Annotated in this window: 24 protein-coding genes; 8 read left to right on the top strand and 16 right to left on the bottom strand. The window is 60.8% G+C overall.

The features are described from left to right. Window positions 1-194: 194 nt before the first annotated feature. The 8 genes from AXYL_RS33175 to AXYL_RS33210 form a co-directional block, all read right to left on the bottom strand. A complete protein-coding gene (locus tag AXYL_RS33175) occupies window positions 195-1,145 on the bottom strand; it encodes a LysR family transcriptional regulator (RefSeq protein WP_013397187.1) in 951 nt (316 codons plus the stop codon). A 272-nt stretch (window positions 1,146-1,417) separates the two neighbouring features. Then, entirely contained in the window at window positions 1,418-3,106 is a 1,689-nt protein-coding gene (locus AXYL_RS33180; RefSeq protein WP_013397188.1) for an FAD-dependent oxidoreductase, read from the bottom strand. Between the two features lie 19 nt (window positions 3,107-3,125). Further along, entirely contained in the window at window positions 3,126-4,298 is a 1,173-nt protein-coding gene (locus tag AXYL_RS33185; RefSeq protein WP_013397189.1) for an acyl-CoA dehydrogenase family protein, read from the bottom strand. 29 nt (window positions 4,299-4,327) lie between these two features. Further along, a complete protein-coding gene (locus tag AXYL_RS33190; protein ID WP_013397190.1) occupies window positions 4,328-4,774 on the bottom strand; it encodes a MaoC/PaaZ C-terminal domain-containing protein in 447 nt (148 codons plus the stop codon). Between the two features lie 3 nt (window positions 4,775-4,777). After that, window positions 4,778-6,943: an acetate--CoA ligase family protein gene (locus AXYL_RS33195; protein WP_013397191.1), complete on the bottom strand. Its 2,166-nt coding sequence runs from the start codon at window positions 6,941-6,943 to the stop codon at window positions 4,778-4,780. Window positions 6,944-6,950: 7 nt separating this feature from the next. Beyond that, the gene (locus AXYL_RS33200) at window positions 6,951-7,406 is read right to left on the bottom strand and encodes a Zn-ribbon domain-containing OB-fold protein (protein WP_013397192.1); all 456 of its coding nucleotides are present in this window, start codon (window positions 7,404-7,406) and stop codon (window positions 6,951-6,953) included. Next, on the bottom strand, window positions 7,403-8,599 hold the full coding sequence (locus tag AXYL_RS33205) for a thiolase family protein (protein WP_013397193.1): 1,197 nt from the start codon (window positions 8,597-8,599) through the stop codon (window positions 7,403-7,405). Before AXYL_RS33205 ends, AXYL_RS33200 begins: the two co-directional genes overlap by 4 nt. Window positions 8,600-8,612: 13 nt before the next feature. After that, window positions 8,613-9,578, bottom strand: a complete 966-nt coding sequence (locus AXYL_RS33210; RefSeq protein WP_013397194.1) for a Bug family tripartite tricarboxylate transporter substrate binding protein — start codon at window positions 9,576-9,578, stop codon at window positions 8,613-8,615. A gap of 231 nt (window positions 9,579-9,809) precedes the next feature. Between AXYL_RS33210 and AXYL_RS33215 the strand changes: the two genes are divergently transcribed. Further along, a complete protein-coding gene (locus AXYL_RS33215) occupies window positions 9,810-11,420 on the top strand; it encodes a sigma-54 interaction domain-containing protein (RefSeq protein WP_158307680.1) in 1,611 nt (536 codons plus the stop codon). Between the two features lie 957 nt (window positions 11,421-12,377). Here the strand turns inward: AXYL_RS33215 and AXYL_RS35020 are convergent. Continuing rightward, window positions 12,378-13,004, bottom strand: a complete 627-nt coding sequence (locus AXYL_RS35020) for a helix-turn-helix domain-containing protein (RefSeq protein WP_041657715.1) — start codon at window positions 13,002-13,004, stop codon at window positions 12,378-12,380. A 307-nt stretch (window positions 13,005-13,311) separates the two neighbouring features. On the opposite strand from AXYL_RS35020, the gene AXYL_RS33225 reads away from it, so the two are divergent. The 3 genes from AXYL_RS33225 to ligD all read left to right on the top strand — a co-directional run bounded on the left by AXYL_RS33225 (window position 13,312) and on the right by ligD (window position 17,048). Continuing rightward, the gene (locus AXYL_RS33225) at window positions 13,312-14,211 is read left to right on the top strand and encodes a hypothetical protein (RefSeq protein WP_013397200.1); all 900 of its coding nucleotides are present in this window, start codon (window positions 13,312-13,314) and stop codon (window positions 14,209-14,211) included. Window positions 14,212-14,325: 114 nt separating this feature from the next. Beyond that, on the top strand, window positions 14,326-14,511 hold the full coding sequence (locus AXYL_RS33230; RefSeq protein WP_013397201.1) for a DUF3606 domain-containing protein: 186 nt from the start codon (window positions 14,326-14,328) through the stop codon (window positions 14,509-14,511). 14 nt (window positions 14,512-14,525) lie between these two features. After that, the gene (gene ligD / locus AXYL_RS33235) at window positions 14,526-17,048 is read left to right on the top strand and encodes a DNA ligase D (protein ID WP_013397202.1); all 2,523 of its coding nucleotides are present in this window, start codon (window positions 14,526-14,528) and stop codon (window positions 17,046-17,048) included. A gap of 34 nt (window positions 17,049-17,082) precedes the next feature. Here ligD and AXYL_RS33240 read toward each other — a convergent pair whose 3' ends face one another. Together AXYL_RS33240 and AXYL_RS34645 are read right to left on the bottom strand one after the other, a co-directional pair. Continuing rightward, window positions 17,083-17,772 carry a hypothetical protein gene (locus tag AXYL_RS33240; RefSeq protein WP_013397203.1) on the bottom strand — a complete coding sequence of 230 codons (690 nt, stop codon included), beginning with the start codon at window positions 17,770-17,772 and terminating at the stop codon, window positions 17,083-17,085. Beyond that, window positions 17,769-18,074 carry a hypothetical protein gene (locus AXYL_RS34645; protein ID WP_148260768.1) on the bottom strand — a complete coding sequence of 102 codons (306 nt, stop codon included), beginning with the start codon at window positions 18,072-18,074 and terminating at the stop codon, window positions 17,769-17,771. The genes AXYL_RS33240 and AXYL_RS34645 overlap by 4 nt, the downstream gene beginning before the upstream one ends. Before the next feature lie 761 nt (window positions 18,075-18,835). Here AXYL_RS34645 and AXYL_RS33245 point away from each other — a divergent pair. Next, complete coding sequence (locus AXYL_RS33245) at window positions 18,836-20,182, top strand: DUF5623 domain-containing protein (protein WP_013397205.1); 1,347 nt, start codon at window positions 18,836-18,838, stop codon at window positions 20,180-20,182. Between the two features lie 152 nt (window positions 20,183-20,334). Here AXYL_RS33245 and AXYL_RS35500 read toward each other — a convergent pair whose 3' ends face one another. The 3 genes from AXYL_RS35500 to AXYL_RS35390 all read right to left on the bottom strand — a co-directional run bounded on the left by AXYL_RS35500 (window position 20,335) and on the right by AXYL_RS35390 (window position 21,688). Further along, window positions 20,335-20,652, bottom strand: coding sequence for a ClpX C4-type zinc finger protein (locus AXYL_RS35500; protein ID WP_013397206.1), 318 nt, complete (start codon window positions 20,650-20,652; stop codon window positions 20,335-20,337). 5 nt (window positions 20,653-20,657) lie between these two features. Next, a complete protein-coding gene (locus AXYL_RS33255) occupies window positions 20,658-21,239 on the bottom strand; it encodes a hypothetical protein (protein ID WP_148260769.1) in 582 nt (193 codons plus the stop codon). A 104-nt stretch (window positions 21,240-21,343) separates the two neighbouring features. Continuing rightward, entirely contained in the window at window positions 21,344-21,688 is a 345-nt protein-coding gene (locus AXYL_RS35390) for a hypothetical protein (RefSeq protein WP_148260770.1), read from the bottom strand. 80 nt (window positions 21,689-21,768) lie between these two features. Here AXYL_RS35390 and AXYL_RS33260 point away from each other — a divergent pair, with 80 nt between their 5' ends. After that, the gene (locus AXYL_RS33260) at window positions 21,769-22,677 is read left to right on the top strand and encodes a hypothetical protein (protein WP_013397209.1); all 909 of its coding nucleotides are present in this window, start codon (window positions 21,769-21,771) and stop codon (window positions 22,675-22,677) included. Window positions 22,678-22,753: 76 nt separating this feature from the next. Here AXYL_RS33260 and AXYL_RS33265 read toward each other — a convergent pair whose 3' ends face one another. Then, window positions 22,754-23,098 carry a hypothetical protein gene (locus tag AXYL_RS33265; RefSeq protein ID WP_013397210.1) on the bottom strand — a complete coding sequence of 115 codons (345 nt, stop codon included), beginning with the start codon at window positions 23,096-23,098 and terminating at the stop codon, window positions 22,754-22,756. 92 nt (window positions 23,099-23,190) lie between these two features. Then, window positions 23,191-24,300: a site-specific integrase gene (locus AXYL_RS33270; RefSeq protein WP_013397211.1), complete on the bottom strand. Its 1,110-nt coding sequence runs from the start codon at window positions 24,298-24,300 to the stop codon at window positions 23,191-23,193. Between the two features lie 184 nt (window positions 24,301-24,484). Here AXYL_RS33270 and AXYL_RS33275 point away from each other — a divergent pair, with 184 nt between their 5' ends. Both AXYL_RS33275 and AXYL_RS33280 read left to right on the top strand, forming a co-directional pair. Continuing rightward, window positions 24,485-25,291, top strand: coding sequence for a hypothetical protein (locus AXYL_RS33275; protein WP_013397212.1), 807 nt, complete (start codon window positions 24,485-24,487; stop codon window positions 25,289-25,291). A gap of 54 nt (window positions 25,292-25,345) precedes the next feature. Beyond that, complete coding sequence (locus tag AXYL_RS33280) at window positions 25,346-26,398, top strand: DNA-binding protein (RefSeq protein WP_013397213.1); 1,053 nt, start codon at window positions 25,346-25,348, stop codon at window positions 26,396-26,398. Window positions 26,399-26,460 lie beyond the last annotated feature (62 nt).

The raw sequence follows: 26,460 nt of genomic DNA on the forward strand, positions 1-26,460 counted from the left end.
TTGGCGCTAGAGCAGCCAGCATAGAGGAAGACCCATATCCGGTGTTTTCCGTCAATCGGTATATAGCGAGTCCGGCTTCGGGAGCACCCAAATTTGGGACGCTCTTCAGTTCGCCGGCGTTGACCTGCCCCCCAGACTTAGTACGGCATCGACATAGAATCCAGGTTCACCCGGAGCGCAGTTGCTCCCCGGTCTCAGGTTTGTGGGCCAAGGTTGCGGATACCTGCAACCCTCCCGAGGATCTGCGCCTGTCGTAGCACAGCATTCCATAGCATCTGCGCGGCTGGCGATAATGAACGGCCGGCCCGGCGGCACAATTCTATGCGGCGCACAGGAAATTCAGCTGTGAGCGGCACATAGCGCAAAGCAGGTAGACGCATCTGATGCAACACCAGCGCGGGTAGAATGGCCAGCGTGACGCCCTGCTCCAAAATGGCTGCCATGCTGCCCGTACCGTCTACAATGAATGATGGCTCCAGAAAGGCAGCGGGAACGTCTGACAGAGATGCGAGCGTGTCGTCGATTGAGGTGCGGGTATTGAGCGAGACGTATGGAAATTTTCCGGCATCGCGCAACTTAACTTCATCGACCTGAAGCGCCGGATGGTCGTGGCGTCCCACAAGTCCAAATCTGTCCTCGATCAAGGGAATGTGGTCGACATCGATCCCCGTGCCAGGGGGAAGCGAAGCCACGCAAAAATCTACCCTGCCTTCGCGCAACGCGGCCAGCATGTCCTGCGACAGGCCTGTACGCAGTTCCACTTTCAAGCGGGAAGATTCCCTCCACATCCCAGCCACGCACGGCGCAACCAGGCAGGATAGAGCCGATGTGGCCCCCATCACCCGGACATGGCCCGCGCTCAGATCGCGCAATTCGGCCACGTGCGTGACGCCATGATCCAGGAGTTGAAGCGAATTGCGCACATGCTCTAGGAAAGCATTCCCGGCCTGGGTCAGGGAAACACTCCGGGTCGAACGGTCGAACAGCCGCAGTCCGAGCTGCCGCTCCAGCGCCTTGATAGTTTCGGACAGGGCCGAAGGAGTCAGGTGCAGATGGCGCGCGGCTTCGACGAAGGAACCGCGGGTGGCTACTTCGTCCATAGCACGCAATTGCCTGAGAGAAAGATTATTCAATTTGTCCAACATAATCGCTCAATTAATTCTGATTGTTTGGGGTAAAGGCTACTCCTAGAATGCCTCCACGACAAAATAAAAGGAGACATTCCCATGCGACAGGTCGTCTGCTACGCCGGCTCGAACGTGTCTATCCCGGCTTTGATTGCTAGGAACCGGCAAGGCCCACCGAGCCGCTTACCGATGCGGCACTGGCGGACGATGTCGGACCGGTGGCTACTTGGTAGATTGATTCGGACATGAATGTCAGGTCGCCCGCCACATTCTTCGGCCTTGCCTCTCTTCTACTCCGCGAAATGCCTGGCCGCGATGTACCCAAAGGTCATGGCCGGACCTATGGTGATACCGGCGCCGGGATAGGCGCCGCCCATTACGCTGGTCATATCGTTGCCCACCGCATACAAGCCGGGAATTGGCGTTGCGTCGGTTTCGCGCAGGACGCGCGCATGTTCGTCGGTACGCAGGCCGCGGAAGGTGCCGAGGTCGCCGGGCTCCAGTCGAACCGCATAGTAGGGCCCCTGCTCGATTGGCGCGAGGTTGGGGTTGGGCTTGCGCCGCGAATCCCCACCGAAGTGATTGTAGACATTGGATCCTTTGCCGAACTCTGGATCGGTACCTTCGCGCGCAAACGCATTGTAGCGATCGACCGTATCTACGAGGCCTTGCGGATCCACATTCAGTTGCGTGGCGAGCACCGCCAAGGTCTGGCCGCGAACCAAATAGCCGGAATCAATATAGCGCCCTATCGGCATCGGAAAGGGAGGAACCACGCCCATGCCGTAACGCCTGATCGTGGTGTGGTCACAGATCAGGAATGATTCAACCCGTGGATCGTCGGCACAGGCCCGCACCATGGCCGGCACGAAGTCGTGGTAAGAGTCGGCCTCGTTGGCGAAGCGCTTGCCTCGGCGGTCAACGGCGATAAAACCTGGCTTGCAGCGGTCGATGAAGTGTGGATAGGGCGTGTATGTGCCGTCGCCGTTCGGCAACCGGGAAACCGGGGCCCAGGCCGCAGGGTTGGAGGCCCCGTCGGAAAGCGCTGCGCCGTGGGTCATGGCGAGATGTGCGCCATCGCCTGTATTGCCGGGGGGAGCGAGGAAAACATGGTTCTTCCCCTGCGCGACATGTGGGTAGTAGCGCCGGCGCCACTCTTCATTGCGCGGAAAACCGCCGCTGGCCAGGACCACAGCCTTGCGGGCCGTGATTTCCACAACGGCGCCGTTGCGTCGAACTTGCGCGCCGCTGACCCGCCCGTTGTCGGTGACGAGTGCGATCACGGGTGAATTGGTCCAAAGTGGGACGTTTTTCTCAAATAGCGAAAGAGCCAGGCGCCCGATGAGCGCGTTGCCGTTGGCAATCGCCGTGCCGCGAGGCCAGTTCAGACGGTCGCGGGCATAGCGGCCCAGCAGTTTCAGAACATGAATTGCCGAGCGCGGTGAGCGCGTGGCGTTGAAAAGATGTGGAATATCCGACCGAGAAACCGACATTCCTCCAAAAAGCATCATGGTGGATAACGGAGTCCTCAGCCGAGAGAAATCCCGCCCTAGCCTGCGGCCGTCGAACGGCTCGGGCAGTAGCGAGCGACCGCCACTGGACGCGCCCGGGCCGAGAGGATGGTAGTCCGCCCAATTGGGAATCAACTGATACCGCACGTGGCTGCGTTCAAGCATGAAGTCCAGCATCCGCGGCGCCTGCTCGACGTAGGCGCGGGCCTTCCGCTCATCGAAGAATTCGCCGGCTTCTGATGCCATATAGGCAAGTGCGCTCTCCTTACTGTCCGACAAGCCAGCGCGTTGCGCCAGCGTATTGCCCGGAATCCAGATCACGCCTGCTGAATAGGCCGTGGTGCCCCCAAAGGTTGCCTCTTTCTCCGCCACGATAACGTCCAAACCGCTGTCGGCGGCGGTAAATGCCGTCGTCAGTCCGGCTGCACCCGACCCCGCAACCAGGACGTCGCATTCAATCCGTTCCATTGTCATGTTCCTTCGTGCGTCAGAGACCCATCAGCTGGGCGATGATGTTGCGCTGGATTTCGTTCGCGCCGCCACCGACAGGACCGATGCGCGAATCGCGGAAGAACCGCTGCATATCGTGTTCCATCATGTAGCCGGCGCCGCCCATGATCTGCATGCCCAGGTTGGCGCAGTCGAAGTCGTTTTCGGTGGATACCACCTTCGCCATCGCGGTTTCAATTCGCGGCTCGATCCCGGCATCCAGCATTTCCGCCACGCGATAGGTCAGCAGGCGCGTCGTTTCAGCCTTGATACGCATGTCGGCAAATTTGTGTGCGACTGCCTGAAATTGCGAGATCGGCTGGCCGAATTGCACGCGCTGGGTGGCGTAATCTCTGGCGTAGTCAATGACGTGCTGCATGTTGCCCGCGCCGGCGGCTGCCAGGCAAAGCCGTTCCATGTTCAAGCATTTCATCAGGCCGCGCCAGCCCCGGTTTTCCTCCCCGATAAGGTTCTCGACCGGTACTTCGACATTGTCCAGGAAGATTTCGGTGGCACGCGTACTGCGGCGGCCCAGTGTGTCCAGCATTCGAATGGTCACGCCGGGGGCATCTGTCGGGATCAGCAGCATACTGATCCCGCGGTGTCCAGCATGGGCAGGGTCGTTCGCGGGCGCGGTGCGAACCGCGGCCACCAAATAGTGCGCAACATGGGCACAGGTAATGTACAGCTTCTGGCCGGAGACCACATAGCGGTCGCCGCACCGTTCAGCGCGGGTCGAAATGGCGGCGGCATCCGAACCAGCGCCGGGCTCGGTCAGTGCGATGGCCATTCGAATGCTGCCATCCATGATGCCGGGCAGATATGCACGCTTGAGATGGTCGCCGCCATGCAGCGCGATGTGCTGCCCGGCATAGATCACTGTTGTCAGGTAGGCGGTGGCGACGCTGGCATAATGGTAGGCCATTGCTTCCACCAGGACTGCCAGATCCTTGTGGGAACCGCCCGAGCCGCCCTGAGCTTCCGCGAATGGCAGGCTCATCCAGCCTGCATCCGCCAGAGACTGGTAGGCGTCGAGAGGGAATTCACCTGCGCGGTCGAGTTCGCGAATTTTCTCGGTCGGTAGTTTTGCTTGTAGCAGGTCCAGTACCGAGTCCCGGATCATGCATTGCTGCTCGGTCATGCCAAACGTATTCCAGTCTTGTCGCGCCATGGCGATATGTCTCCTAGTTAGAATTCATTTCAGGCGCGGGTGCGCACCAGCGTTGCGAACAGGCCGGATTGGACGACTTCGTCGCGTTGATTGAGTATTTGCATGCGACGCTTGATCACGCCCGCCTTGCGGTTCGACGCCAGGCGCTTTTCTTCCACGCTCCAGCGCAGGCGGATGCGATCGCCGAAGAAGACGGGTGCGTGGAAGTTCCATTCCTGCATTCCCAGGAACGCCAGCGCCGTGCCTTGCAACTGTCCGGCCTTGGCCGACAGTCCTGTGGCTATCGATAGGACCAGCAACCCGTGCGCAACGCGTTGGCCCATGGGGCTATTTTTTGCATACTCGGCATCTGTGTGCAGTGGGTTGTCATCGCCCGAGAGTGCTGCAAAGCCCAGTACGTCTGCCTCCGAGATTTCCTGTTCGGGGGTGATCACCGGCGCTGCGGCGGGATCGAAATCCTCGAAGTACCATCCCATCTCTTACTCCTGTGTTGGTGTTTCTTGCGTTTGGCGGCGTACAAAAAGCGCGTCCACGGCGATGAAGTCGGAGCCTCGGGCCATCACCGGGTTGAGATCGATTTCCTCGATTTCTTCCGCGAGATCCGCACACATGGCCGAGAAGCGCACCACCAGACCGGCCAATGCATCGAGATTCACGCCCGCCTTGCCCCGATAGCCTTGAAGCAAGCGGTGGCACTTCAGACGTCGCAGCATGTTCGCGGCGGCATACTGGTCTACCGGTGCGAGTTCGGTGGCCACGTCGCCAAAGATCTCCACCAGTTCACCGCCGAGGCCGACCATGATTAGCGGTCCGAACACCGGATCGCGCTTCATGCCCAGGACCAACTCGAAGTCGGCCTGTGCCTGCCGCTGCAGCAGAAATTGCCCCGCCAGGGATCCGGGCGCGCGCAGCTGGATCGACTCCAGCATCTGACGTGCGGCGACTTCGACTTCTTGCGCGTTTTCCAGTCCGACGCGAACTAGGCCCAGCTCGGTCTTATGCGCGATTCCCGGCACGTCGTACTTGAGAACGAGAGGGAACGACATGGATGCCATCGCACTCATTAACTGGTCGACGCCGGACACCGCGTGCTCCGTCACCACTGGCAGACCATACATCTGGGCGAGGCGTTTAGCGGCCTGCTCTGTGACTACGCGCGGTTGTTCGCTAAGTAGCGCGCGTGCCTGCGCACCAACGGCCGCATCCACGTCCTCGCCACGTGCCGAGCGCGGATTGCCGGCACGCCGGAGGTGCCATTCTTGCCAGGCAGCCAGGGTGCGAAAGCAGCGGTCCGTGTCCCGGAAGAAGCCGACATGTGCATCGCGGGCGTAAGTTGCCGCGCCGGGGCCCTCTAGCCAGTCACTAAGCCAGACTATGCATACCGGCTTGCCGGCTTCACTCGCCAGTGACGACACTAACGGGCAACGCAGATCGGCCATGGCCTGTCCAGCAGTGACTTGAGGTAGGACCAGCGCGCCGTAGTGGTTGTCGCGCAGTAGGGAACTGGCGCAAGCGCGGAACGCTTCCGGATTGTTAAGCACTTGGCCGGTGATGTCGCAAGGATTGCGCGCCGAGCCGAATTCGGGCACGTTCGCGTCCAGCACGGCCTGAGTTTCGGGGTGCGCCTGCGGCAGAACGATGCCGTGGTCGGCGCTTGCGTCTGCACACATGATTGCGGCGCCGCCGGAGGTAGCCATTACCGCAACGCCCGGAGCCTGGGGCGGGGGGGCCTTGGCGAAAAAGTCCGCCATCTCCGTCAATTCCGCCAGTGAGGCGGCTCGGATGAAGCCGCCTCGCCGCATGGCCGCCTCGAATGCCTGGGACGAGCCGGCCAGGCTGCCGGTATGAGATTGTGCGGCGGTTGCCGCAGCCTCACCCACTGCGGTCTTGTACACGATCACCGGCTTGGCACATGCGTGCGCTACATCCGATAGCTCCAGCAGACGTTCAGCGTCGCCTGCCGCCTCCAGTACACAGGCGACGCTGCGCGAATCCGCGTCATGAACCAGATAATTGGCCAGATCCAGCGTGTCGACGTCGCATGAATTTCCCGCCGTGAGCAAATGCGTGTACGCCATGCCGTGGTTGGCACCTTGCAGTAGGGCATAACCCAGGGCGCCAGATTGGCTGACTAGTCCGACTCTGCCGGGAGGATGCTGCAGCGCGGCATAACCCATCTGGAAGAGAAGGCCGGCGCCTAATTTGTTGTTGGCTATGCCCAGGCAGTTCGGGCCCAGGATTCGCATGCCGCTACCTCGTGCGATATCGCTCATGGCCGACTGCAAGGCGACGCGTTCAGCCAGGCCGGTTTCGGCGAAACCGGACGCATAGACTATGGCACCCCCTGCGCCCGCATCGGCAGCCTCGCGCACGGCATCCAAGGCGGCTTGCCAAGGTAGCGCAACAATTACGCAGTCAGGTGCCGATGGCAATGCCCGAAGGCTGGCGTGGCATGGACGGCCGCTGACCTCCGTGTAACGCGGATTGATCAGGTGGATTTCGCCCAAGTAGTTGGCGAGGTTCTCCAGCGTGCGGTTCGAGAAGGCGCCGGGCTTGGCACTGGCGCCGACGATTGCCACGCTGGCGGGGGCCAGCAGGCGACGTAAGGATTCCGGCGCATACAGGCGTCGATTGATAGTGGGCATGGCGTTATCAGGTTTGAGGAATCAGGCGGGCCGCGAACAGCGGGCCATCTTCATAGGCCAGCACGGCCAGTTCGACTTTGCGTCCCAGAGCCTGGGCCGTCGGCGTGTCGTCCAGCAGCCTTGTTGCGATGCGCAATCCGGCGTGCAGATCGACAATGCAGACCTGGTAGGGCGCTTCGGTGCGGAAAACCTTGGGCGCTGCGTGGACGGTCGTGGCGGAATAAATCACGCCGCGCGGAAGAATTTCGCGCCATTGCACGCTCCGATGCCAGCAATGCGGGCAGAACGGCTTGGGTGGAAAGGACAGCCGGTCACATTGTGGGCAATGTGTCGTCTGGAACCTGCCCGTGCCAAGCGCCCGCCAGAATTCGGCGGTAAATAGCGAAAGCGTTGGAGGATAAGGACGCGTGCCCGCCATCGTCAACGTTGGCATCGCGCCGTTTCCGATCGAATGGCTGTTCATGCTGCTGCCTCCAGGATGTGTACGAGCGCGGCGTTGTAGTTGCCAAGTTCGCAGGCGGCCATACCGATCGTTGCGTTGGGAACCTGGCGTTCGCCGGCGTGGTGTGTAAGTTGTTCGAAGACCTCCACGAAGGAGTAAAGCGGTGTGATGAACGGAGGGTGGCCTCGCGCGATCAATCCACCTGAGGTGCAGATGGGCATGCGGCCTCCCAACGCGGTTTCTCCAGCCGCGGCCTGGGCTGCGCCTTCGCCGCGCCGCGTCAAGCCCAGTGCTTCGCTGACCAGCACCTCGACAATGGTGCAGGGCGCATAGAGTTCGGCGAAGTCGATGTCCTGAGCGGTCACTCCGGCTTCCTGGTAGGCACGGTTGCCGGCCCGCACCGCGGCGTTGAAGCCGATCATGTCGGAGGGCACTTCGGAGATCTGGTGTGCGCCTTCGTGATGGAAGCCGCGTCCCAATAGACGTGCATAAGGTCGGTCCAAGTTGCGTGCGAATTCTTCGCTGGCCAGTACGATGCAGGCGGCGCCGTCAGAGCGCGGTGGCACTTCGTACAGACCGAAGGGTTCAACGATAGGGCGCTGCGCCAGCACATCGTCGAGCGTTACCGCTTCGCGATACTGGGCGAGTGGATTCAGTGCGGCATGGCGCCGGTTCTTGACCGCGACGCTGGCAATCTGCGCCCGCGTCGCGCCGGTTTCGTGCATGTAGCGCATCGCGTCCATGGCGTACCAGGAGATCGGCGTAAAGCCGAACGGCGTATGAAACGCCACATCGCCTGTAGCGCGCATTGAGCGGTTCATGTGCTCGGCACTGGCGACGGCGGTCTCGAAGTTCACGCCCAGGGCCAGGGCTACATCGGCCTTCCCGGTTTCTATCATCTGGGCGGCTTGGTCGAACGCCAAGCCACCTGTCATCCCATTGCCGACCACCTCCATGACGACACCGTCGGTAGCCAGCCGCAGGTAATTGGCCATGAACGTACCGAAATAGAGCTGTTCGGTGTACGGCCGTGGGTGGCAGAACACCATGGCGTCGATGGCTTCCTTGCCGATACCCGCATGCGCGATCGCGTCCAGCACACAGCCGGCAAGCACTTCGTGCTCTTGCAAGCGCAGGTTGGATTCCGGAGGGGTTTGCAGGCGGCCGCAGGGGATGGCGGCGGCGCCGATGACCGTGACTCTCTTATTTGTCATACGGATGCGCCTCTTATTGAGAATTCAGAAGGCCGGCACGTTCGACGAAGCGGCGTTCCTGCTTGTAGGCGTCAGCCGCCCATTCAGCGTATTGCTGAGGTGACCGGTACCAGGGGAGCTGGTACAGCGTGTCGAGCAGCGTCTGGTTGCCGGGGGCTTCCAGGGCGGCCTTGAACGCATCATGCAGCCGCCCCACGATAGCCGCAGGCATATTGCGCGGCCCCACCAGGCCGTAAGGGGAGCCATAGACGATGTCGTAGTCGAGCTCCTTGGCCGTAGGCACATCGGGCAGGCGCGACAGGCGCTGCGCGTCGAAGATCGCCAGGATTCGTGCTTTGTGCGCGTCGAACTGGCCGATCACGCTGCCTACGTTGTTCAGTGTGACCATGACATGGCCCCCGAGCATGGCGGTAGTGGTTTCGCCGCCGCCCTTGAAGGGAACATGCACGGCCTCGAAACCCGCCTGGCGGGCGAGCTCTTCCATCAGAAGATGCAGTGATGACCCTTGGCCGGGCGTGCCGTAGGTCAACCGTCCAGGGTTGGCCTTGGCCCAGGCAATCATTTCCTTTAACGTCTTGAAGGGCGAGTCCTCGCGTACCGCGACCGCGAACGTGTAGCCGCCTAGGCCAATGATCCAGGTAAATTCATCGAGGGGATTCCAGTCCACTTTCTGCATATGCGGCTGGCGCAGCAGCGATATCGTGCTGGCGGCAATCGTGTATCCGTCCGGTTTGGCCTTGCGCGCCATCTGAATGGGGCCGATAGTGCCATTGCCGCCGGGCTTATTTTCGACGATGACGGGCTGGCCCAGATGTTGCGAAGCCAGTTCAGCCAGTTTGCGGTACTGAGCATCGGTGGGCCCGGAGCTATATGGCACTACGAGCGTGATCGGGTGATTTGGGAAGTCCTGAGCCTGTGCAGCGCGCGGCCCAGTTAGCAATAGCGATGCGGCGCAGATGGCGCCAAGTAACTGTCTCATGATGTCTCCTTTTTTTAATCGACGACCGCCTAATCCGGGCAAGACGGCGCTGCGAATCAGGTTGGTAAGCACATATATGCAATAAGCGTGCCAGTTTTTCGCCTTGTGGTTAGACTTGTCGCGCGTAGAATGTGACCTTATTAAGAGCACTGGCCGTCCTCAATGACTACATCATCTAAAACTGTCTCAAATATAGACACTAATTCCAGTAGCGAAGCCGATGGAATATGGGTGCGGGATCCGGTATCGGCGACACTGTGTGTCCATGGCATTGCGCGGCAGGATGCAGTGCGGGCACGCATACTTCCGGCTCTTGAGGCGTGGCTGCTGAGGGGACAGGGGGCAGGACTGTTTCCCGTCGACGGCCAGCCCGCGCTGATCGTGGTGGTCAGGGTGGTGGAGTCGGCGCAATGGATGCTGATCAAATCCGCGCGCGATCGAGATGCCTTGCCGCAGTTTCTCACCAGCGTGCCGTTTGCCGCGTCCATACTCAATCATTTCCTGACCAGCACGCACGACGCCATCTCGGTAGTCGACAAAGAGGGCATTCTGCGATACATCAGTCCCACTCACGAACGATGGCTAGGCCTGAAGCCAGGCGAGGCTTTAGGGCAGCCATCCCAGGCAATCATTCCTAACTCGCGCATGACGGATGTGGTCGCCTCAGGCCTCGCGGAAATAGGTCATCCCTATTCGGCCGATGGCGTCGCCACGCGCATCGTCAGCCGGATCCCAATCCGTGAAATGGGAGAAGTGGTCGGAGTGGTGGGGCGGACCTTATTCAAAGGGCCCGAAGTGGTGCAACGCATGTACCGTGAAGTGTCGCGCTTGCAAAATGAAGTCGCCCGTTATCAGCGCACGCTGGGGGTGATGGAGCCTGAGCCTGAATCGCTTAGCCGACTAGTCGGGCATAGCGTGCCGATGCACGAACTTAAGAAGGATATCCGGCTAGTGGCCGAGCTGGATGTTCCGGTGCTGATTCTCGGCGAAAGCGGCACAGGGAAAGAACTCGTTGCCCAAGCCTTGCATGGGCTAAGTGCCCGTAGCGCCCGGCAAATGGTGTCGCTGAATCTTGCTGCCCTGCCATCAAGTTTGTTAGAGGCGGAATTGTTTGGCTATGCACCGGGCAGTTTCACCGGCAGTCACAAGCAGGGGCGCGTCGGCAAATTCGAACTTGCCGATCAAAGCACAGTATTCCTTGACGAGGTGGGTGATATTCCGGCGGATATCCAGGTGAAGTTGCTGCGGGTCCTGGAAGATCAGACCGTGGAGCGTCTGGGAGAGCATCGTTCGCGGAGAGTAGATTTCCGCCTCGTAGCCGCTACCCATCAGCATATGGATGAACTCATCTCGTCGGGTCAGTTCCGCCTAGATCTCTTCTATCGTCTGGCAGGCGTTACGCTTCATATTCCGCGGCTTTCGGATCGTACTGAAGATATTCCAGAACTACTGGCGCATTTCGTTCAGCGCTTCTGTGCCAGGAATCGTTGGGAATTGCCAGATGTCCATCCGGATGTCGCTCCCTTTCTGGCCCAACAGCCATGGCCAGGCAATGTGCGCCAGTTGCGCCAACGCGTTGAAGAAGCATTAGTCTTTTCTGCTGGCCGACAGCTCGAACGACGGCATTTCGAGCGTGGCGGATCGGCCGTCTTTGGACGCCCCGAGACGCCTTTCGTGGCATCCGTCCAGGTCGCGTCACCGTTTGGCACTCAGACGTTGCAAGAAACCATGCGTGTGGCGGTTCGGCGGGCAGTGGAGGACCACAGCGGTAACAAGCAGCGGGCCGCGCGTGCGCTGGGCATTTCTAGATCGTATCTCTACCGGCTGTTGGGCGATTATTAGCGCACCGCGTGTGGGTTCGCGCAAAAAAGCGGCGTTACCAGGATTTAGTAGAAAGGTTTGGCTTTTCATCATTGTGCGTATGGATGGCAACGCTGGTTTCGCCTTGAGCGAATCTTCGGGACCGAGGCGGAGGCAGAGTTAGGGGGCATGCTTGTTCGCCTTGGCCTGGGCCTGCCGCCATTGGGAGAGCCATTCCGCGGCCGCCGCCACGGATTCACACCTGGCCAGCACCTTCTGGAGGTGATCGGGCCTGTCGGGCTCTTGCACCACCAGGACAGTCTTTTCGTCCAATGACTGCAGGGGCTCCGCCCGTCCACGCTGCCATGCTCTTAATTTGCGTTCGGCAAGCGCGATTGCGGTGGCCGGGTCGTCGGTGCAGCCGAGTCAGGACGATCGATCCCACGTGCCGCCGTGAAGGCAGCGGACATCGCAAAAGGGACGACCCCACCATTCGTCCAGCTGTTTTCGACTTCGGCGTTCGTTCGATGTGTCATCGAAAGCTGCTGGCAACACAGGGTCCACCGGAAGCTTCATGGGTCGTGCTGTTGCTGGCAGCCGGTGGTGATGTGTGGCTCTTTTTCGGAGGCGTGCCAGGATGTGAAACCATGCCCCCGTGCAAATACCTTCTAGTGCTTGGTTATGCGGAATACCGTCACGTTTTGCGCGTTGCTTTGCTTCTCCTTTCACGCGCGCGAGGAGTCCTGAACTGGGGGAGGGCATTTTCAGTTCCTTAGAGCCGCACGCATGCCCACTTGCTTGCGTCAAGGAATGAAAATAGGGAAGGCGCTCATCACGCGGGGGGGGGAGGGGGGGGCGCCATGTGGGCTGCTTGCGCAGAAGGCGCGCGAGGACGCTAAGTGGAGCCGACCGGGGAACAAGGGAGAAGGATACGTCGGGGGGCGAGTTCACAAATGTTAGCGCCGTGAAAGGCCGGGGCCCTTCCAGGGCGAATCGGATCTAGTGTGGCATCATGTTCAGGACGAAGGCTCGGCGAGCTTTGTCGCAGGAAAATGGGAAACGTTGAAGAACTGCCAGCATGTCGTTTTCGAAGTCGGGGCCGGCTCCGGCTGGTCGTAGAAATCGAATCCCTTGCTTGCGACCGGCTCTGGCAAGGTTCACCAGAACTTCGCACCAGTCCTCTGACACCTCGAGAACCTGACGAAGCGCTGGCTCATTCTCAATGCGCACGTTGGCACTCTTCAGGATATCGAAAAGGGCATTCACATCGCTCCTCGCACGAGGATGGACTACTCGGGTGCCCGTCGGCATGGACGGATCATTCAGGATGCGGCTTTCCTGTTCGAATCGCTGGGCGAACTCGGGGTCGAAGCGGAGTGCCAGTTCTCGAGTCCCTTCGATGAATTCGAAACCCAGCCGTTCGAGGTGACGCTGGACGACGACGAACTTGTCGAACGGCAAGGTGCGATCCCCGGCTTCGATGCGGGCGAGCGTAGTGTGATGGATGCCTAATTCTTTGGCGAGTTGGGCCAACGTACGCGGGCGCAGGGTGCGCGCGACAGAAACCAATTGGCCGAATACTCTTTCGTCGACAGATTGCAGAATGCGCCGGGTCTTGATCGGCATGATTGTACGTTAAAGTATAGTTGATAGCATATTAAGTATACTTCGATGGGGCTGACAAGGGTGCTAGTGCTCGTGTGCAACGGCCCCAACCTGCATGACGCGGGCGCGGCGTTTGGGTCGTCGGCCTTGCTGATTGACTCTGCCTACCGGGGGTCGGTACATTTGGCAGTGCGTTGGCACGCGCATGACACCGTCTCCCAAAGCTCCTAGAGCAGTGCTTTTGATCTCCCTTCGGCCGATCCCTTCATTCGCGGCCTGCGGCAGTGCGACGGTGACGCTGTGCACGAGGCCTTGAGGACCGAAGCGCATGAATATCGCCAGCATTCGGCCGTCTACCGTGGATGGCATCAAGCAACTCGCTAAGAAAATTCACGGCGAGCAGAGAATCTCCTATGTCCTTGCCCTCGACGAGGCAAGCCGTCAAGCCGGCTACGACAACTTCGTGAACGCGAAGCGCCAGCTCGGCCGAGAACATGTGCCAGACCTTCATCCCGTCTATCTTTCCGTCCACTGGTGCAGCGGGCGCGCGAACAACGTTAAGCGAGCGCTTTCCGATCTAAGCTCCGGTCGGGAGCTCCTCCGATTGGATCTCTCTCGGCCGCTGCTTGAGATTGTGCCCAAGCACCGTGCCCCGCATGCCCGTGGTCTCTTCGGTTTTCGCATGGAGTACGAGGATCACTTGGAACACCGGCTGAACGTGGATGCACAGGATAAGGCTCGTCAGCTACTGCTGGGGGCGGCGCGGAGCCTGCGCTTTATGGAAGCGACAGGGCTGCAACCCGTAACGACCAGGAAGTATCAAAAACTCCAACGATTGATGACGCGATTGCCTGGTAGGGACCATGACTCAGACTGGTTCGACCCTGTCAGCGCCTCCTACGTATGTCTCAATGAGCCTGATGATCCCATTAGGGTGAGCTCACCGGAACGCGATCAGTGGCTCGCGCAGAACGGTTTGAGTTGTGTCGCGCCTGACTGGCCCGGAATTTACTGCCCTTGGTCATGCATGCCGTATCTGATAAGTCCGGACGGCGCATTGTTACAACGTGTAGCTAGCGCTCTCGTCCGGGTCAGGCCGATTAGGGCCCCTGGGTTCTGGCCACACGAGACTGGGATCTGCAACGATGAGTTTGTCAGTCCCAGGCGCCAGGCGGATGCAAAGCCGCGCCGACGGCGGCCCGGTCCGTTCTGGGTCGGACACTTGTGAAACGAGGAAAGAGCTTGTTGAATGTGGCGATGTGTTGGCTCGCAGCCAGCATATGGTCAGGATAGGAACGGAAATTGCTGGTGAGACTCCCCGCGTACAAAGAAGGGAGCTGAAATGACCGACGACCTAAAGAAGAGGGGCGCGCAGGATCGCTCACGTGTGAACGTCAATGAAGCGCATGAAGTGCAGTACTGGACGCGTGAACTGGGTGTCTCTGAGGCGCAGCTGAAAGCAGCCGTGCAGGCAGTGGGCGTCTCCGCCGACGCGATTAGACAATACTTGGCTAAGACTGCACGCTAGCCGAGACGGCACCAATGCCGGAGTCCCTCAAGAAGTATCGCGAAAAGCGAAATTTCGCGGTCACAAGCGAACCCGCCGGCGGCGGTGCCGCGAACGAGGCCGCGCGCGCTTTCGTAGTTCAAAAGCATTGGGCCAGTCGCCTTCATTACGATTTCCGCTTGGAGCTCGGAGGGGCCATGAAAAGCTGGGCGGTACCGAAAGGCCCCTGCTATGACCCATCGGTCAAGCGCATGGCGGTCCAGGTGGAGGACCACCCAATAGCCTACAACCAATTTGAAGGCACAATCCCTAAGGGCGAGTACGGCGCGGGCAAAGTCATCATCTGGGATGAGGGCACTTGGATGCCAATCGGCGACCCGGCCAAGGGTTATCGGGAAGGCCAACTGAAATTCGACTTAGCCGGCACCAAGCTGCGAGGCCGTTGGGCGCTTGTTCGGATCAAAGGCAAGGAATCGGAAAAGCAGCCGCCGTGGCTCCTCATCAAAGACAGAGATGAATTCGCGCGAGATGTGCGGGATTTCAGCGTAATCGACGAAATGCCGGATAGTGTGGTGCCTCTGCGGACTCCAAAGCAGCGAACAGGGCGCAGATCGCGGGAAGCTCCTGCAGCGAGCATAGGCGAAGGCAATCTGCCAGGCGAAGCGGCAGACCTCTTCGAGTCGCTAAAACCGCAACTGGCGACACTGGTGGATGGGATCCCGCGTCGTGGTGACGATTGGCTTTATGAGGTGAAGTTCGACGGGTACCGTATGCTGGCGCGCGTTGACGGCAAAGCTGTGAAGCTTCTGACCCGCAACGGCCACGACTGGAGCGCCAAGGTGCCGCACCTTGTTACCGCCATCCAGCATCTGAACGCGCAGTCGGCCTGGATCGACGGTGAAATCGTCGTACTTGCGGACAACGGGGTTCCGAGTTTTCAAGCACTCCAGAATGCTTTTGATGGGAAGCGGACGCGCGACATTGTTTTCTATGCGTTTGACCTGCCATATATCGCTGGGAGGGATTTGAGGCGCGAGCCTTTGCACGTGCGCAGAGCGCTGCTTGCACAGCTGGTGGCCCCAGGTGCGAACGACCAGGTGCGATTCAGCGAGTCCTTCGACGCGTCGCCTACTGACCTCATCGCTTCAGCCTGTCGCATGGGGCTCGAAGGCATAATGGCCAAGCGGCAATCGGCTGGCTATGTGTCCCGGCGTACGGACGATTGGGTCAAGATTAAATGCGCGAAGCGGCAGGAATTCGTGATCGTAGGTTACACGGCACCGAAGGGCGGGCGGCTCGGATTTGGCGCGCTGCTGTTGGGCGTTTACGAAGCGGACGGCTCGTTGCGCTACGCCGGCAGCGTGGGCACGGGGTTCGACGACCGCACGTTGTCGGACATAAAACGTAAGCTCGATCGCCTCGGGCGGAAGGTTAGTTCGCTGAAATCCGGGAAGCCGAAGGCAGGCCGCGACGTGCATTGGGTCCAACCCACGCTTGTCTGTGAGGTGTCATTCGCCGAATGGACCCAGGCGGGGCACGTGCGCCATGCGACCTTTCGGGGAATTCGGACGGATAAGTCGGCGCGCGCTATCACCCGAGAAATGTCGATCCCTGTCGCCGCAGTCGAAGCTTCGGACGCTGTGGCGCCAGCGCAAGCCGGGCCGCGTGCGCCGCTCCGAGTTCGATCCGGAAAACTCTCCAATCCAGACCGGGTTGTCGACCCCTCGACCGGCCTGACGAAGCTAGACCTGGCACGCTATTACGGCCTTGTCGCGCCGCTGCTGTTGGAACACCTTGCGAACCGGCCCGTGTCCTTTGTGCGCGCACCCAGCGGCATTCAAGGCACACTCTTTTTCCAGAAACACCTAGATGCGGCGATTCCAGGCGTGAAGGCGTTACCCGAGCGGCTGCATCCCGGTCATCCCGCGCTGCTGGAAGTGTCTACGCCGGAAGCCATCATGGCGGCGGCTCAGATGAACGTCGTTGAATTTCACACTTGGAACGCCGTCAAAAGCGCGATTGGCAAGCCGGACCGATTAATTCTTGACCTGGATCCGGGCGAGGGGGTGCCATGGGCGACAGTGCAGCAGGGCGCACAGCTGGTACGCGTGCTTCTGAAGGAAATCGGCTTGGAAGGGTGGCTCAAAACCAGCGGTGGCAAGGGGCTGCATGTCATGGTGCCGCTGCGGAAACAATATGACTGGGACACAGTGAAGGCTTTCTCCGAAGCGATGGTGCTGCATCTCGCCCGCACGTTGCCTCAACTCTTCGTGGCCAAAAGCGGGCCGAAGAATCGTGTGGGCAAGATTTTCGTGGACTATCTTCGTAACGGCTTCGGCGCGACAACGGTCGCGGCTTGGTCGGCGCGGGCCCGGCCAGGTCTCGGCGTATCGGTGCCCGTCGCTTGGGAAGAACTCCCGAAGCTGACCAGCGGCGCGCAATGGACGATCGCGAAAATACACCACCGGCTGGACGCGGCCAACGCCCCTTGGGAAGGTGTCGCACCGCAGGCGCTGGCGCGCCCGATGAAGGCGTTGGGATTCTTCCCCAAGTCTTGACGGCTTAACCTTACGATGTTGCCGGGCAGATGGGCTAGATGGGACGCCCCGCTCTTTGGCGAGGCTTGCGCTGGCTGGCTTTCGCGGCTTCCAGTTCAATTTGTCGGGCGGCCAACTCTTCCGGCGTGAGCAGCGTCGCGTCGGATGGTAGAAACCAGCCAACGACACATGTTTGGTCACGAACCGCAAGTTGAATGTGCGAGTCCAGTCGAAAGCCCGAATGCGGGCTCACTTCCTCACCCTGCCCGAAGGCTCCTCGAACCACCTGATACTCCGTCATGGCCCGTTCGCGACGAATTTCGTGCAGGTAGGTGAAAACAGCATTGTCCAATTGGCGCAGGATGAAGTCGCGATCATCCGGGTGCGATTGGTGATTGGTGGGTAGAGCGTGGCCCACTTGGCTCAACGCTTCATATGCGTTGGCAAATTCGACAATACCGGCCTGGGTTGTCATGTCGAGCCACTGCTGCACGCGCAAGACAGCCCCGACTACAGCCGGGGTAACGATCGGCTGTTTAGTATAAAGGCGTTCGGGATGTCGCTGCGAGGCATCGGCGAAGCGCAGCGCGCGCTCGGGATCGTTCTCGAAGAAGTAAACCCCTGGACCGAGCCAGTCGTACTTGTTCTGACTTTGCTTGAGAGCCCGCAGTTGTCCACCGACGAGCGCATCGCGCGTCACGATGTCGCATCCATGGTACGCCACGATCAGATGGCCGGCGCTCACTCGAAAGCTGCCGTCAGCTTCCCGGTGGCAGTGAAAATACCGGCGCGTTTTGCGACTTTAAGCGCTTCCTTGGGAGTACTGAGATAGGGGTTCGCCGGTTTGACCGACTTCAGAACAGTAATCGTGCCCTGCGGCTCCTTCCCCACCTGGGTCCGGGGACGTTTTGCTTCACTTCCCTTGGCTTTCGCCGGCACAGCTCGGCCCTTCGCCGACTTGGGGGCGGCACGGCCGGTGTCCACCACATAGCGCACGACCTTTGTGTCGCCCGCTCCGGTGGACGTTCGTTTGAGGACTTTGCTCATGACATTATTTTCGCACACCCCTGGCACTGGCGTAAGGTAGCAAGGGGCCAAACTCTCATTACGAGCAGCCAGCCAGCCCCCACTTTGACATCAGCCTCAGGGCACCGTTAAGAATACTGTATAGACGTACAGCATTAATATTCCAGCCCCTCTAGGCGCGAACCCCGCGCTTCGGAAAGGTCAAGCACGTCGCGTCGGCGCTCATTAGCCAAGTCGTGATGGCCGGATGTGGGCTCCTACTACACCGGAGTCCATTCCATGAGTCTTCACGATCACACGTCGGTTGGCGCCCCCCAGCAAAGCCGTATTCACTGCTCATTAGCGACCGGCCAAGTGGTCACACTCTCGATTCAAGGCCACTCCATCAGGGGGACCGGAGGCGAGAGCTTCAGCCAGACGGACGTCCAAAGCGAGGGCGAGGGCGCCTGCCCGCACCGGATGTGCGCGACCGCCGGGCTCGGGTCTTGGACAGCATGTAGAAGGCTCTGCCTCTGTTGGCGAGGCTTAAGGGGAGGTGCGAGTTCCAAACTTGCATTCAATCTCACGATTCTGGTGTGGACTTTTTGAAACGCCATGCCTATAGGTTGACTTCGGACAACGGGGGCCGGTACATTGCGAATTGCGCTGGCACGCGCACGACACCGTCTTCCAAAGCTCCTAGAGCAGTGCTGATGTTTTCATTTGGCCGATGCTTTTATCCCCGGCCTACAGTAGCAGTGGCGACGGTGACGCTGTGATCTAGGCTTTGAGGATCGAAGCATATGAACATCGCCAGCATTCGGCCGTCCACCCCGGGCGGCATCAAGCAACTCGCCAAGAAACTCTCGCGCGAGCACAACATCCCCCATACCCGCGCACTCGACGAAGCCAGCCGCCAGGCAGGTTTCGAGAACTACGTCCATGCGAGGCGTGAGCTCGCCGGCGCAGTCGTACCGTATCCTTATCCGGTCTATTTGTCCGTGCACTGGTTTGCTCCACGCGGGCGCAAGGACGAACCCATGCCCGGCGCCCTAAGGGCTGGGCGCGAGATCCTACGCGTGGATCTCGCCCGGCCGCTGCCCGACATTGTGGCCAAGCACCGCGTCGGGTACGGACGTGGCCTGTACGGCTTCCGGATGGAGTACGTCGATCATTTGGAACATCGTACGAACGTGGAAGGTCAGGACGAGGCTCGCAGCCGTTTGCTTGGGGCTGCGCGCGCCCTGCGCTTCATGGAAGCGACGGGCCTGCAACCCGTGACGACCAAGCAGTTTCAGCATCTCGCGCAAATGCTGGAGCAATTGCCTGGCGGAGACCACGACTCAGACTGGTTTGATCCTGTGACGGGAGGCTATGTTTGCCTCGACGAGCCCTATGACGCTGCGATCAAAAGCGTCGCTGCGACGCGCACACAGTGGCTCGAACGCAATGGTTTGAAGATGGTCGCTCCCGCATGGGAAGGCATTTACTATGCTGGCGAGTGCGTGCCGTTCCTGATAAGCCCGGACGGCGCACTGTTGGCGCGTGCCGCGGATGCGCTGGCCAAGGTGCAGGCCGTGACGACGCCTGAAACATGGCCGCACGAAAAGGGAGTGTGCAATGACGATTTTGTCAGTCCCCAGCGCCAAGCCGATGCAAAGCCGCGACGGCCGCGGCCCGGCCCGTCCTGGCGGGACCACCAGGGCGCTACGCCTTACGGCGGAGCGCCCGGTATCCCCTCGCGCTGGCGTCCGACAAAGCCAATGGCCTTCTCCCTGCACCAGCAACTGGGTCCCCTGATGCAAGGGATCTGCTCCGCAGCCTGGCCCTGGCGCGTGCGCCAGAAGCTGTCGTCCGCCCGTTCAGAGCTGGAGGAATGGTCCATCAAAGAACATAGTGTGCAACAGGGCAGAGCCGTGTACGACATCTACTACGGTGGTTCGCACACGGTGTACGCCAATTCAGCCGCTGAGCTTATGGCGATGCTGACGACCGCTCGAGCCATTGTCGAGCGGGGATACGGCGACTGCAAGCCTCGGCGGAACTTGCTCGCAGCCTTCGATGCGGCGCTCAACGAGATGGGAAAGGCGCAGGCCAAACAGGCGAAAAGCCGCGCTCCAGGCCCGCAGCCTGAGCGCGCCGACAAGTAGCAGCCCGCGCCGGAACCACACGGATGCCCCCTTGGGGCATTTTCTTGGGCGGCGCCGGCGCGTGGCCGACGACAGGTGCCACCTGGCCGCGCACGGCGCCCCCAACCAACCAGATTCCGCTGCCCCAGGATGCTCACACCGCCGGCCTGGCTTCAGTGCTTCGTCGCGGTGATAGACGGGATCGTGCTTGACGTCTGCAAGCACGCAACCTCTAGCGTCTTATCCAGCATCCGGCGCACCGCTTCGTGCTGGCGTTGGAGATATGCGGGGATGGATTTCGGGTTCGCTTTGGCCTCTTGAAGCTCGGCGTCCTCGATGATGGCATTGCATTGATCTACGCATTCGTCGCAAATCAGTACAGCCAGGCCGGCAATGAGCTTGCGTACTTCGTGCTGAGTTTTGTCGCAGAAGGAGCAGCGCAAGATTTCCGGCTGCTTTTTGTGGCGGCGGCGCTTCTTGGGCTCGTCCATCTGAATCAGGCCGGCGCAACGGAGTGCGGATGCGGTACCAGCTGGCCGTGTGGCAGGAGCGGATCCATGTCCAGCTCCTCGTCACCAGAGAACTCCAGCGCCTCGTTGGGATCGTCGGTCCACACCGGTTCGTACCCGATGAAGCCGTTCATATCCTTGAGGTAGCGTGCGGACGTCGCGGCCGGAACATCGGCCCAGCTGGCGCTTCCCAGCCATTCCAGCAGCTCGTCAGCTGTCTGGTTCGCTTGATGTGCCAAGGCGCTAAGACCGCCCGAAAGACGGGTGATGAAGTAGTGCAGCCCGTTGTCGAAGCACTCAAAATCTTCGTCCCGTGGTGGCGGACCACACAATTCGAAGCGCTTGTTTTCCACGTCATTCCAGAGGTCGGCGGTGAAATACCTGTATTTCGTTCCGTAGAGCCAATGCTCGCGCCAGGCCGCAGGCAGGCGCAGCGCGTGCTCAAGCGAGGTCGTCAAGCTGTGCTCATTCGGCAGGCCGACGTCGGAGTTGTCGTAGACGCTCCAATACACGGGACCCAGAACAGGATGAGAGGCACATACGTGCACACCACCGACAACGGTTTGCATGAGGACGAACCGTGGCGACAGCGATTCACTGGTCGGGCAAGGGGTCACGGGTGTTTCTCCTGAGCATATCGGGGGGGAAAGCCTATCCGTGGCCTGGCCCGAGGTCAATACGGCCAGCCAGGGCGGTCAAGCCAAAGCGGGCCGCAGCCATGTATGGCAATCGTGACCCACGTCGCAGACGAAGGCGTCATCGGCCCGGTCGGGCCGCGCTTCGCAGTGCTGGGCGTGACCGACGACCGAACTTCTGCCAGTGCTGCGGACGCCAGGGCCTCAAGCGCGTGGTCTGGGTCGAGGAAGGCGAGAGTAGGGAGGTGCAGCACTTCGGCGTCGTGTGCATCACGGTGGTGGCCGCCCGCGGTTTCGGCATAACGCTGGCCGCCAAGGTCGCGATCGCCTGATTCCAAGACGGCGTCGACCATAAATTTCGCCATGGCCACAGACGTCAGCATGATGGCGAAATTTGTATTACGTTTCGTGTTTGCCCGAGGGCCGCGCCGGCTCTTCTCCATCCCTCGACCTAAGGAACCACATGCAGACGAGTTTTTCCCGCCGCCATGGCTTGGACTTGGCCACTGGCCCGTTGACCTACAACGCGCTTCCCGACGCGTTGCGTCTGGAGCTGTTCGGAATGCTGCAGGCTGGCATTTGTGCAGCAGGCGACCAAGAATCGGCCTATACGCGTGAATATGCGGTCTACCGTGACCTTTGCATCCACATCCATCGGACACCGGCGGTGCTATGTGGCGACGAGGACGACGTTGCTGAGCGCTATCGCCACGAACACCTGCTCCAATTGCTGACCACGGCCGCGTGGCACCAAGTCTTGAGCATGGTTGAGCTCGTTGTGCCGGACATCCTGCCAGCTCGTGCGATAAATGATCTATTTAAGGCCCACCGTGTTGGATATCGCGTGCGACGCAATGCAGACAGTGGCAGGATGGCTGTCGAAAACTTTTATGAAGGTGATGCTCAGCCCGTGAGAGAGGAGGGCAGCGCTTTGACGGAGCATCCGGACATCCGGGAAATGCTGGAGCAAGCGCGTCGTGACCTGGTCAGTCCCACCAGCGTGAACGCTGCGCGCGCAGCCGCTTCGGCCGTTCAGGCCTTGGAATCCTATCTCAAGCGATGGATTGCTCACAGCGGCCAGAAGGCGCCGGCGACGTTGGGAGATGCGATCAAAGCGCTACGCACTAAATTTGCTCTGGATCCGCAGTTCTTGAATGCGCTGGAGCAGATTTATATCTGGCGGAATCGCACGCCCGGCGTCGGCCACGGAGGGGCAACGCCCCCGGCTACTTCTGTCGCGGAGGTCCTTTTCGTCATTGACCAAGCCTGCTGCTTTGTGAACTATTTTTCCCGCCAAGGGAAACCGGCGCCGGCGACCTCTGGCGAGCTCGAGGCTGAAGCAAAGGCTGAAACAGCGGAAGGCGCCGATTAGGCGTCAGCACGTCCGGTACCGATCCCTTCTGGCCAGGAGCCGCGCGGAGTCGAAGGCGCCAGCCAAACCGTACGGCTCAGCCTGGCGCCGGATGGTCGAGCTCTTGGAGCTGGAGCTGCAATCCACCCACCGCGAGAGCCGTCCATAACGCTGTCGCCCGGCCGCGTTCAAGATCAGTTGTCAGCAAGAGCTGCTCGCCCCGCAGCAGTGCCTCCACAAGCACTTCCCCAATTGGCGTGTAGGCCCGTGCTATAAGCCCTTCATCGGGAAGAGCCTCGTCGGCACGCACGAGTGCGTTCTCCAGTTCCTGGATCATCGCGCGTGTCTCCGGGACTCGTGGAAGCCGCTCCAGATAGGTAATCGCGCTCTGGAGTGCGGTGCGCAGGATAATCGCTTCGTTCAATTTCACTTTGTCGGGCACGGTGACTTAACTTTCAATTTAGAACGCGGCGCCGGCAATTCGTGGCCGGCGATGTAGTGCAGGTCTCACGCAATAGGGGGGGCACGGATAGGTCAGGACGAAGGATCGCCCGGTTCGTCTTCCAGCAAGCGCCCAGCCCGCGATGACACTGCGGCCCCGGCTCGATGGTAGCCCACAACACTCGCGACGCTGACATGACCGGACATCGCCATGGTTTCGCCCAGCGGCACCCCTTGTCGGCCGGCTTCGGTAATAAAGCCCGAGCGCAGACTGTGGGCTGAGAAGTCTCCCTCCAAGCCGGCCAGCGCCGCGCGTGCCTTCACGATCTTGCGCACTGCCTCTTCGCTTAACCGTTCACCAATCACGCCCCCGCGGCGCACGCGCCGAAATATTGGCCCGGACGAGATGTTGGCGGCCGTCAGCCATGCTTCCAACGCCTGGGCCGCGCGCCCCACAATCGGCTTGTGTTGGTCAGACCGCTCGACCCCTTCCTGATTGGTCTTGGACTGCCCCATCGTATAGAGAAACCCTTCGGGCACGCGCCGCGTGTTCTCGAGCGAGGCGCGCACCACTTCTGAACGGCGGCGCCCGCCGCTCGCCCATGCAAAGAGAAGAAGCGCGCGATCGCGCAGACCGCTAAGAGAGTCGTCGCACGTGGCTAGCAATTCCTCCAGCGGCTGTTTGGTGATCGCGTCCTTGCGTGCCGGCCGTACGCCACGCTTGGTATAGGCGCTACGGGTCCGTTCCATCACGATCTGGACCGCACGAGTCCGACAGGGGTTCGGGAGGCCCTGCGTTTCGTGGGCCTCGGAAAGCACGGCCAGACGATGGCGCACTGTGGCCAGCTTGAATGGACCGGGGAAGCGTTTGACGCGGGCGGCAATTAGGGCCGCGTCGACTTCCGGCGGCAGGTCATGGACGAGAGTGTCCTGGTCGGTCGTGTGTTCGACGTGGTCGGCTATGAACTGCAGCACCGTCTTAACCGGAACGGGCAGCGCAAACGGATGCCCGAGACGCAGTTGATGCCAAGCCGCCCAGTACTGAATTGCCGCGCGGTACGAGGCCAGCGTGTTTGCCGAACTGCCTTCGTGCAGCAACGCCTGAATCGAGGCGTCGCTAGCGCCGAGGCCTTCCTGAAGCGCGTTCACTACTGCGAGGCGGTCCGCGAGGGCGTTCGAAGGGCTTTTCGGGGCGTTCTTCATAAAGTCCTGGCAGTCCTATCGATGAATCATTAAAATATTTACGTAATACATAAAATTAAATAAGGTACGGCCGATATAGATCGGATAACACCTTATTATCCGCTCTAATTTGAGGAAATGGTATTTCGCGGCGCGGCCCGGGTACCGAGTGAACACGGCTGTTGCCGAAAATAGAGGAATAGCGATGTCGCAGGGAAAGACGACTGCAGTGGTGGAAAACGAACTATTCGCGCTTACTGCAGGGGACTGGTGGTCGATGAGTCGCAAGCCCTTGCACTGGGGGCTGTACGAGGTGCGGCGCCGCGACGGGTCAGGGATCGAGCGGGTTCACTTCGGAGAAAATGGCTGGGAAGGCGGCACTACCGCGCAGTGGGATCGGTGGCGCGGCCAGGTGATGCTCACGGTCCTCACTCCCCAGCCGGTGAGCGTGGAGGAAGAAGCAGTGCGTCGGGCGACGCTCTCCGCCTACATGGGTAACGATCCGGCCACTCACGCCCCCGCCGCTCACGCAGCTTGGTGGCTGGCCCGGCGCGCGGCGTCTCTCGCGGATAACAAGGAGGCGTTCCGTCTATACATGGTGGCGAATCGCATTGCGCCGAGCCTGTTGGCGGAGGTGGATCGCACCTGGCAGCGGCGATGCCGCACGTGGCCGCAGAACGCAAAACATCCCGAAAAGTTCGACCTGGTGGAGGCACAGGTCGAGGCTTTTTTTGCCGCGCGAGGTGAGGCGGATGCACTCGGTAGTCCGGCTGGCAATCCCAAGCTCGTCGCGGAGGATCTCGTCGTGGCAGAGTCGATTCACGGAACCTACTTCTACCACCTGGCGCGGCAAACCGCGACTGCACAGAGCCTCTGCGGTGCGCGAACGATGCCAACGAGCATGGAACTGTCGCAATGGGGAGGCAGCGGGCATCTGAATGAGCGCTACTGCACTGACTGCGTCCAGATTTTGCCCGCCGGTGAGGCGTCTAAGTTGGGATCCGCGTCATGACAGTCGATCGCACGTCTTCGACACTGCGTCGGTTTGACAACTGAGGGGCGCCCCATGGCAAAAGGAATTACCGAATCGGACGTCCATGAAGCCGCGGACGCGGTGCTCGCGGCCGGCGAACGTCCAACCATTGAGCGCGTGCGTGCACAGATGGGCAATACCGGTTCGCCGAATACCATTACGCGGTATCTGGAATCCTGGTTCACCGGGCTGTCGGAGCGCATGGCCAACTTGACCGCCGGCGCCGTTGCGATTCCCGACCCTGTCCATCGGATCGCCGCCGGTGTCTGGCAGGAAGCCCTCCAGTTCGCCGGCCGCGAACATCAGGCTCGTCTGCAGGCCGAACGTGACGCCTTGGCCAAGGCCCAGCGGGACGCCGAAGAGCAGATGGCCGCCGCGGTGGACATGCGCGAGCAGATGCGAGTGCGTGTCGTGGACCTCGAAGCGACTATTGAGGTGGCGCGGGAGGGAATGGCCGCTGCCGAAAGTCGCCTGGCGGCCGCCGAGGTGCAGATTCGCGAGCGTGACGCGCGAACCGCCCAGCTTGAGGCTCAGGTGGCCTCGCTTGGCCAGGAACGGGAAGTCATGCTCGAGGAGGCGAGCAGAGAGCGACAGGCACATGCCGTGGCACTTCAGGAGGAGCAATCTCGGCACGCGGCCCATGAGCGTCGGTGGTTGAATGAGCTTGATGTCGAGCGAGCAACGGTCAAACAGCTGCGCAATGAGCTGGAGTCTGCACGCGCCAAAGCCGTGCAGGAGGCGCGCCACGCGGCCGAAACCGCCAAGGCAAGTGAGGCGGCGCTGGCCGTCTGTGCGCGTGAGCGTGATGTCCTGCAAGTCAAGCTGCAAGGCGTCGAAAGATCAGAGCAGCAGCTGCAGCTGCGCATTGGCATGTTGCAGACCGAGCTTGACACGTTGCGCGACGAACGGAGAGGGGCTCAGTTGACCATTGCCGAGCTTCGTGAGCGCGGCGCGGGCCTAGTGGCGACAGTCGCGCAGCAGCAGGCTGCGTACGATAGCCTCTTCGCCCAGCTGCGGGTCAAGGATGACCAGATCGCGCTTCTCACGACAGCCTCGACCAAGCGGAGCAGCCCCCGGGCGGGCTGAGGTCAAGCATCCTCGAGGGGACGAGAGCCGTTCCTCGGATCTTGCGAGGTGGTGCAGCCTCG

This window comes from Achromobacter xylosoxidans A8 (genome assembly GCF_000165835.1).
Lineage (GTDB): Bacteria > Pseudomonadota > Gammaproteobacteria > Burkholderiales > Burkholderiaceae_B > Achromobacter > Achromobacter xylosoxidans_B.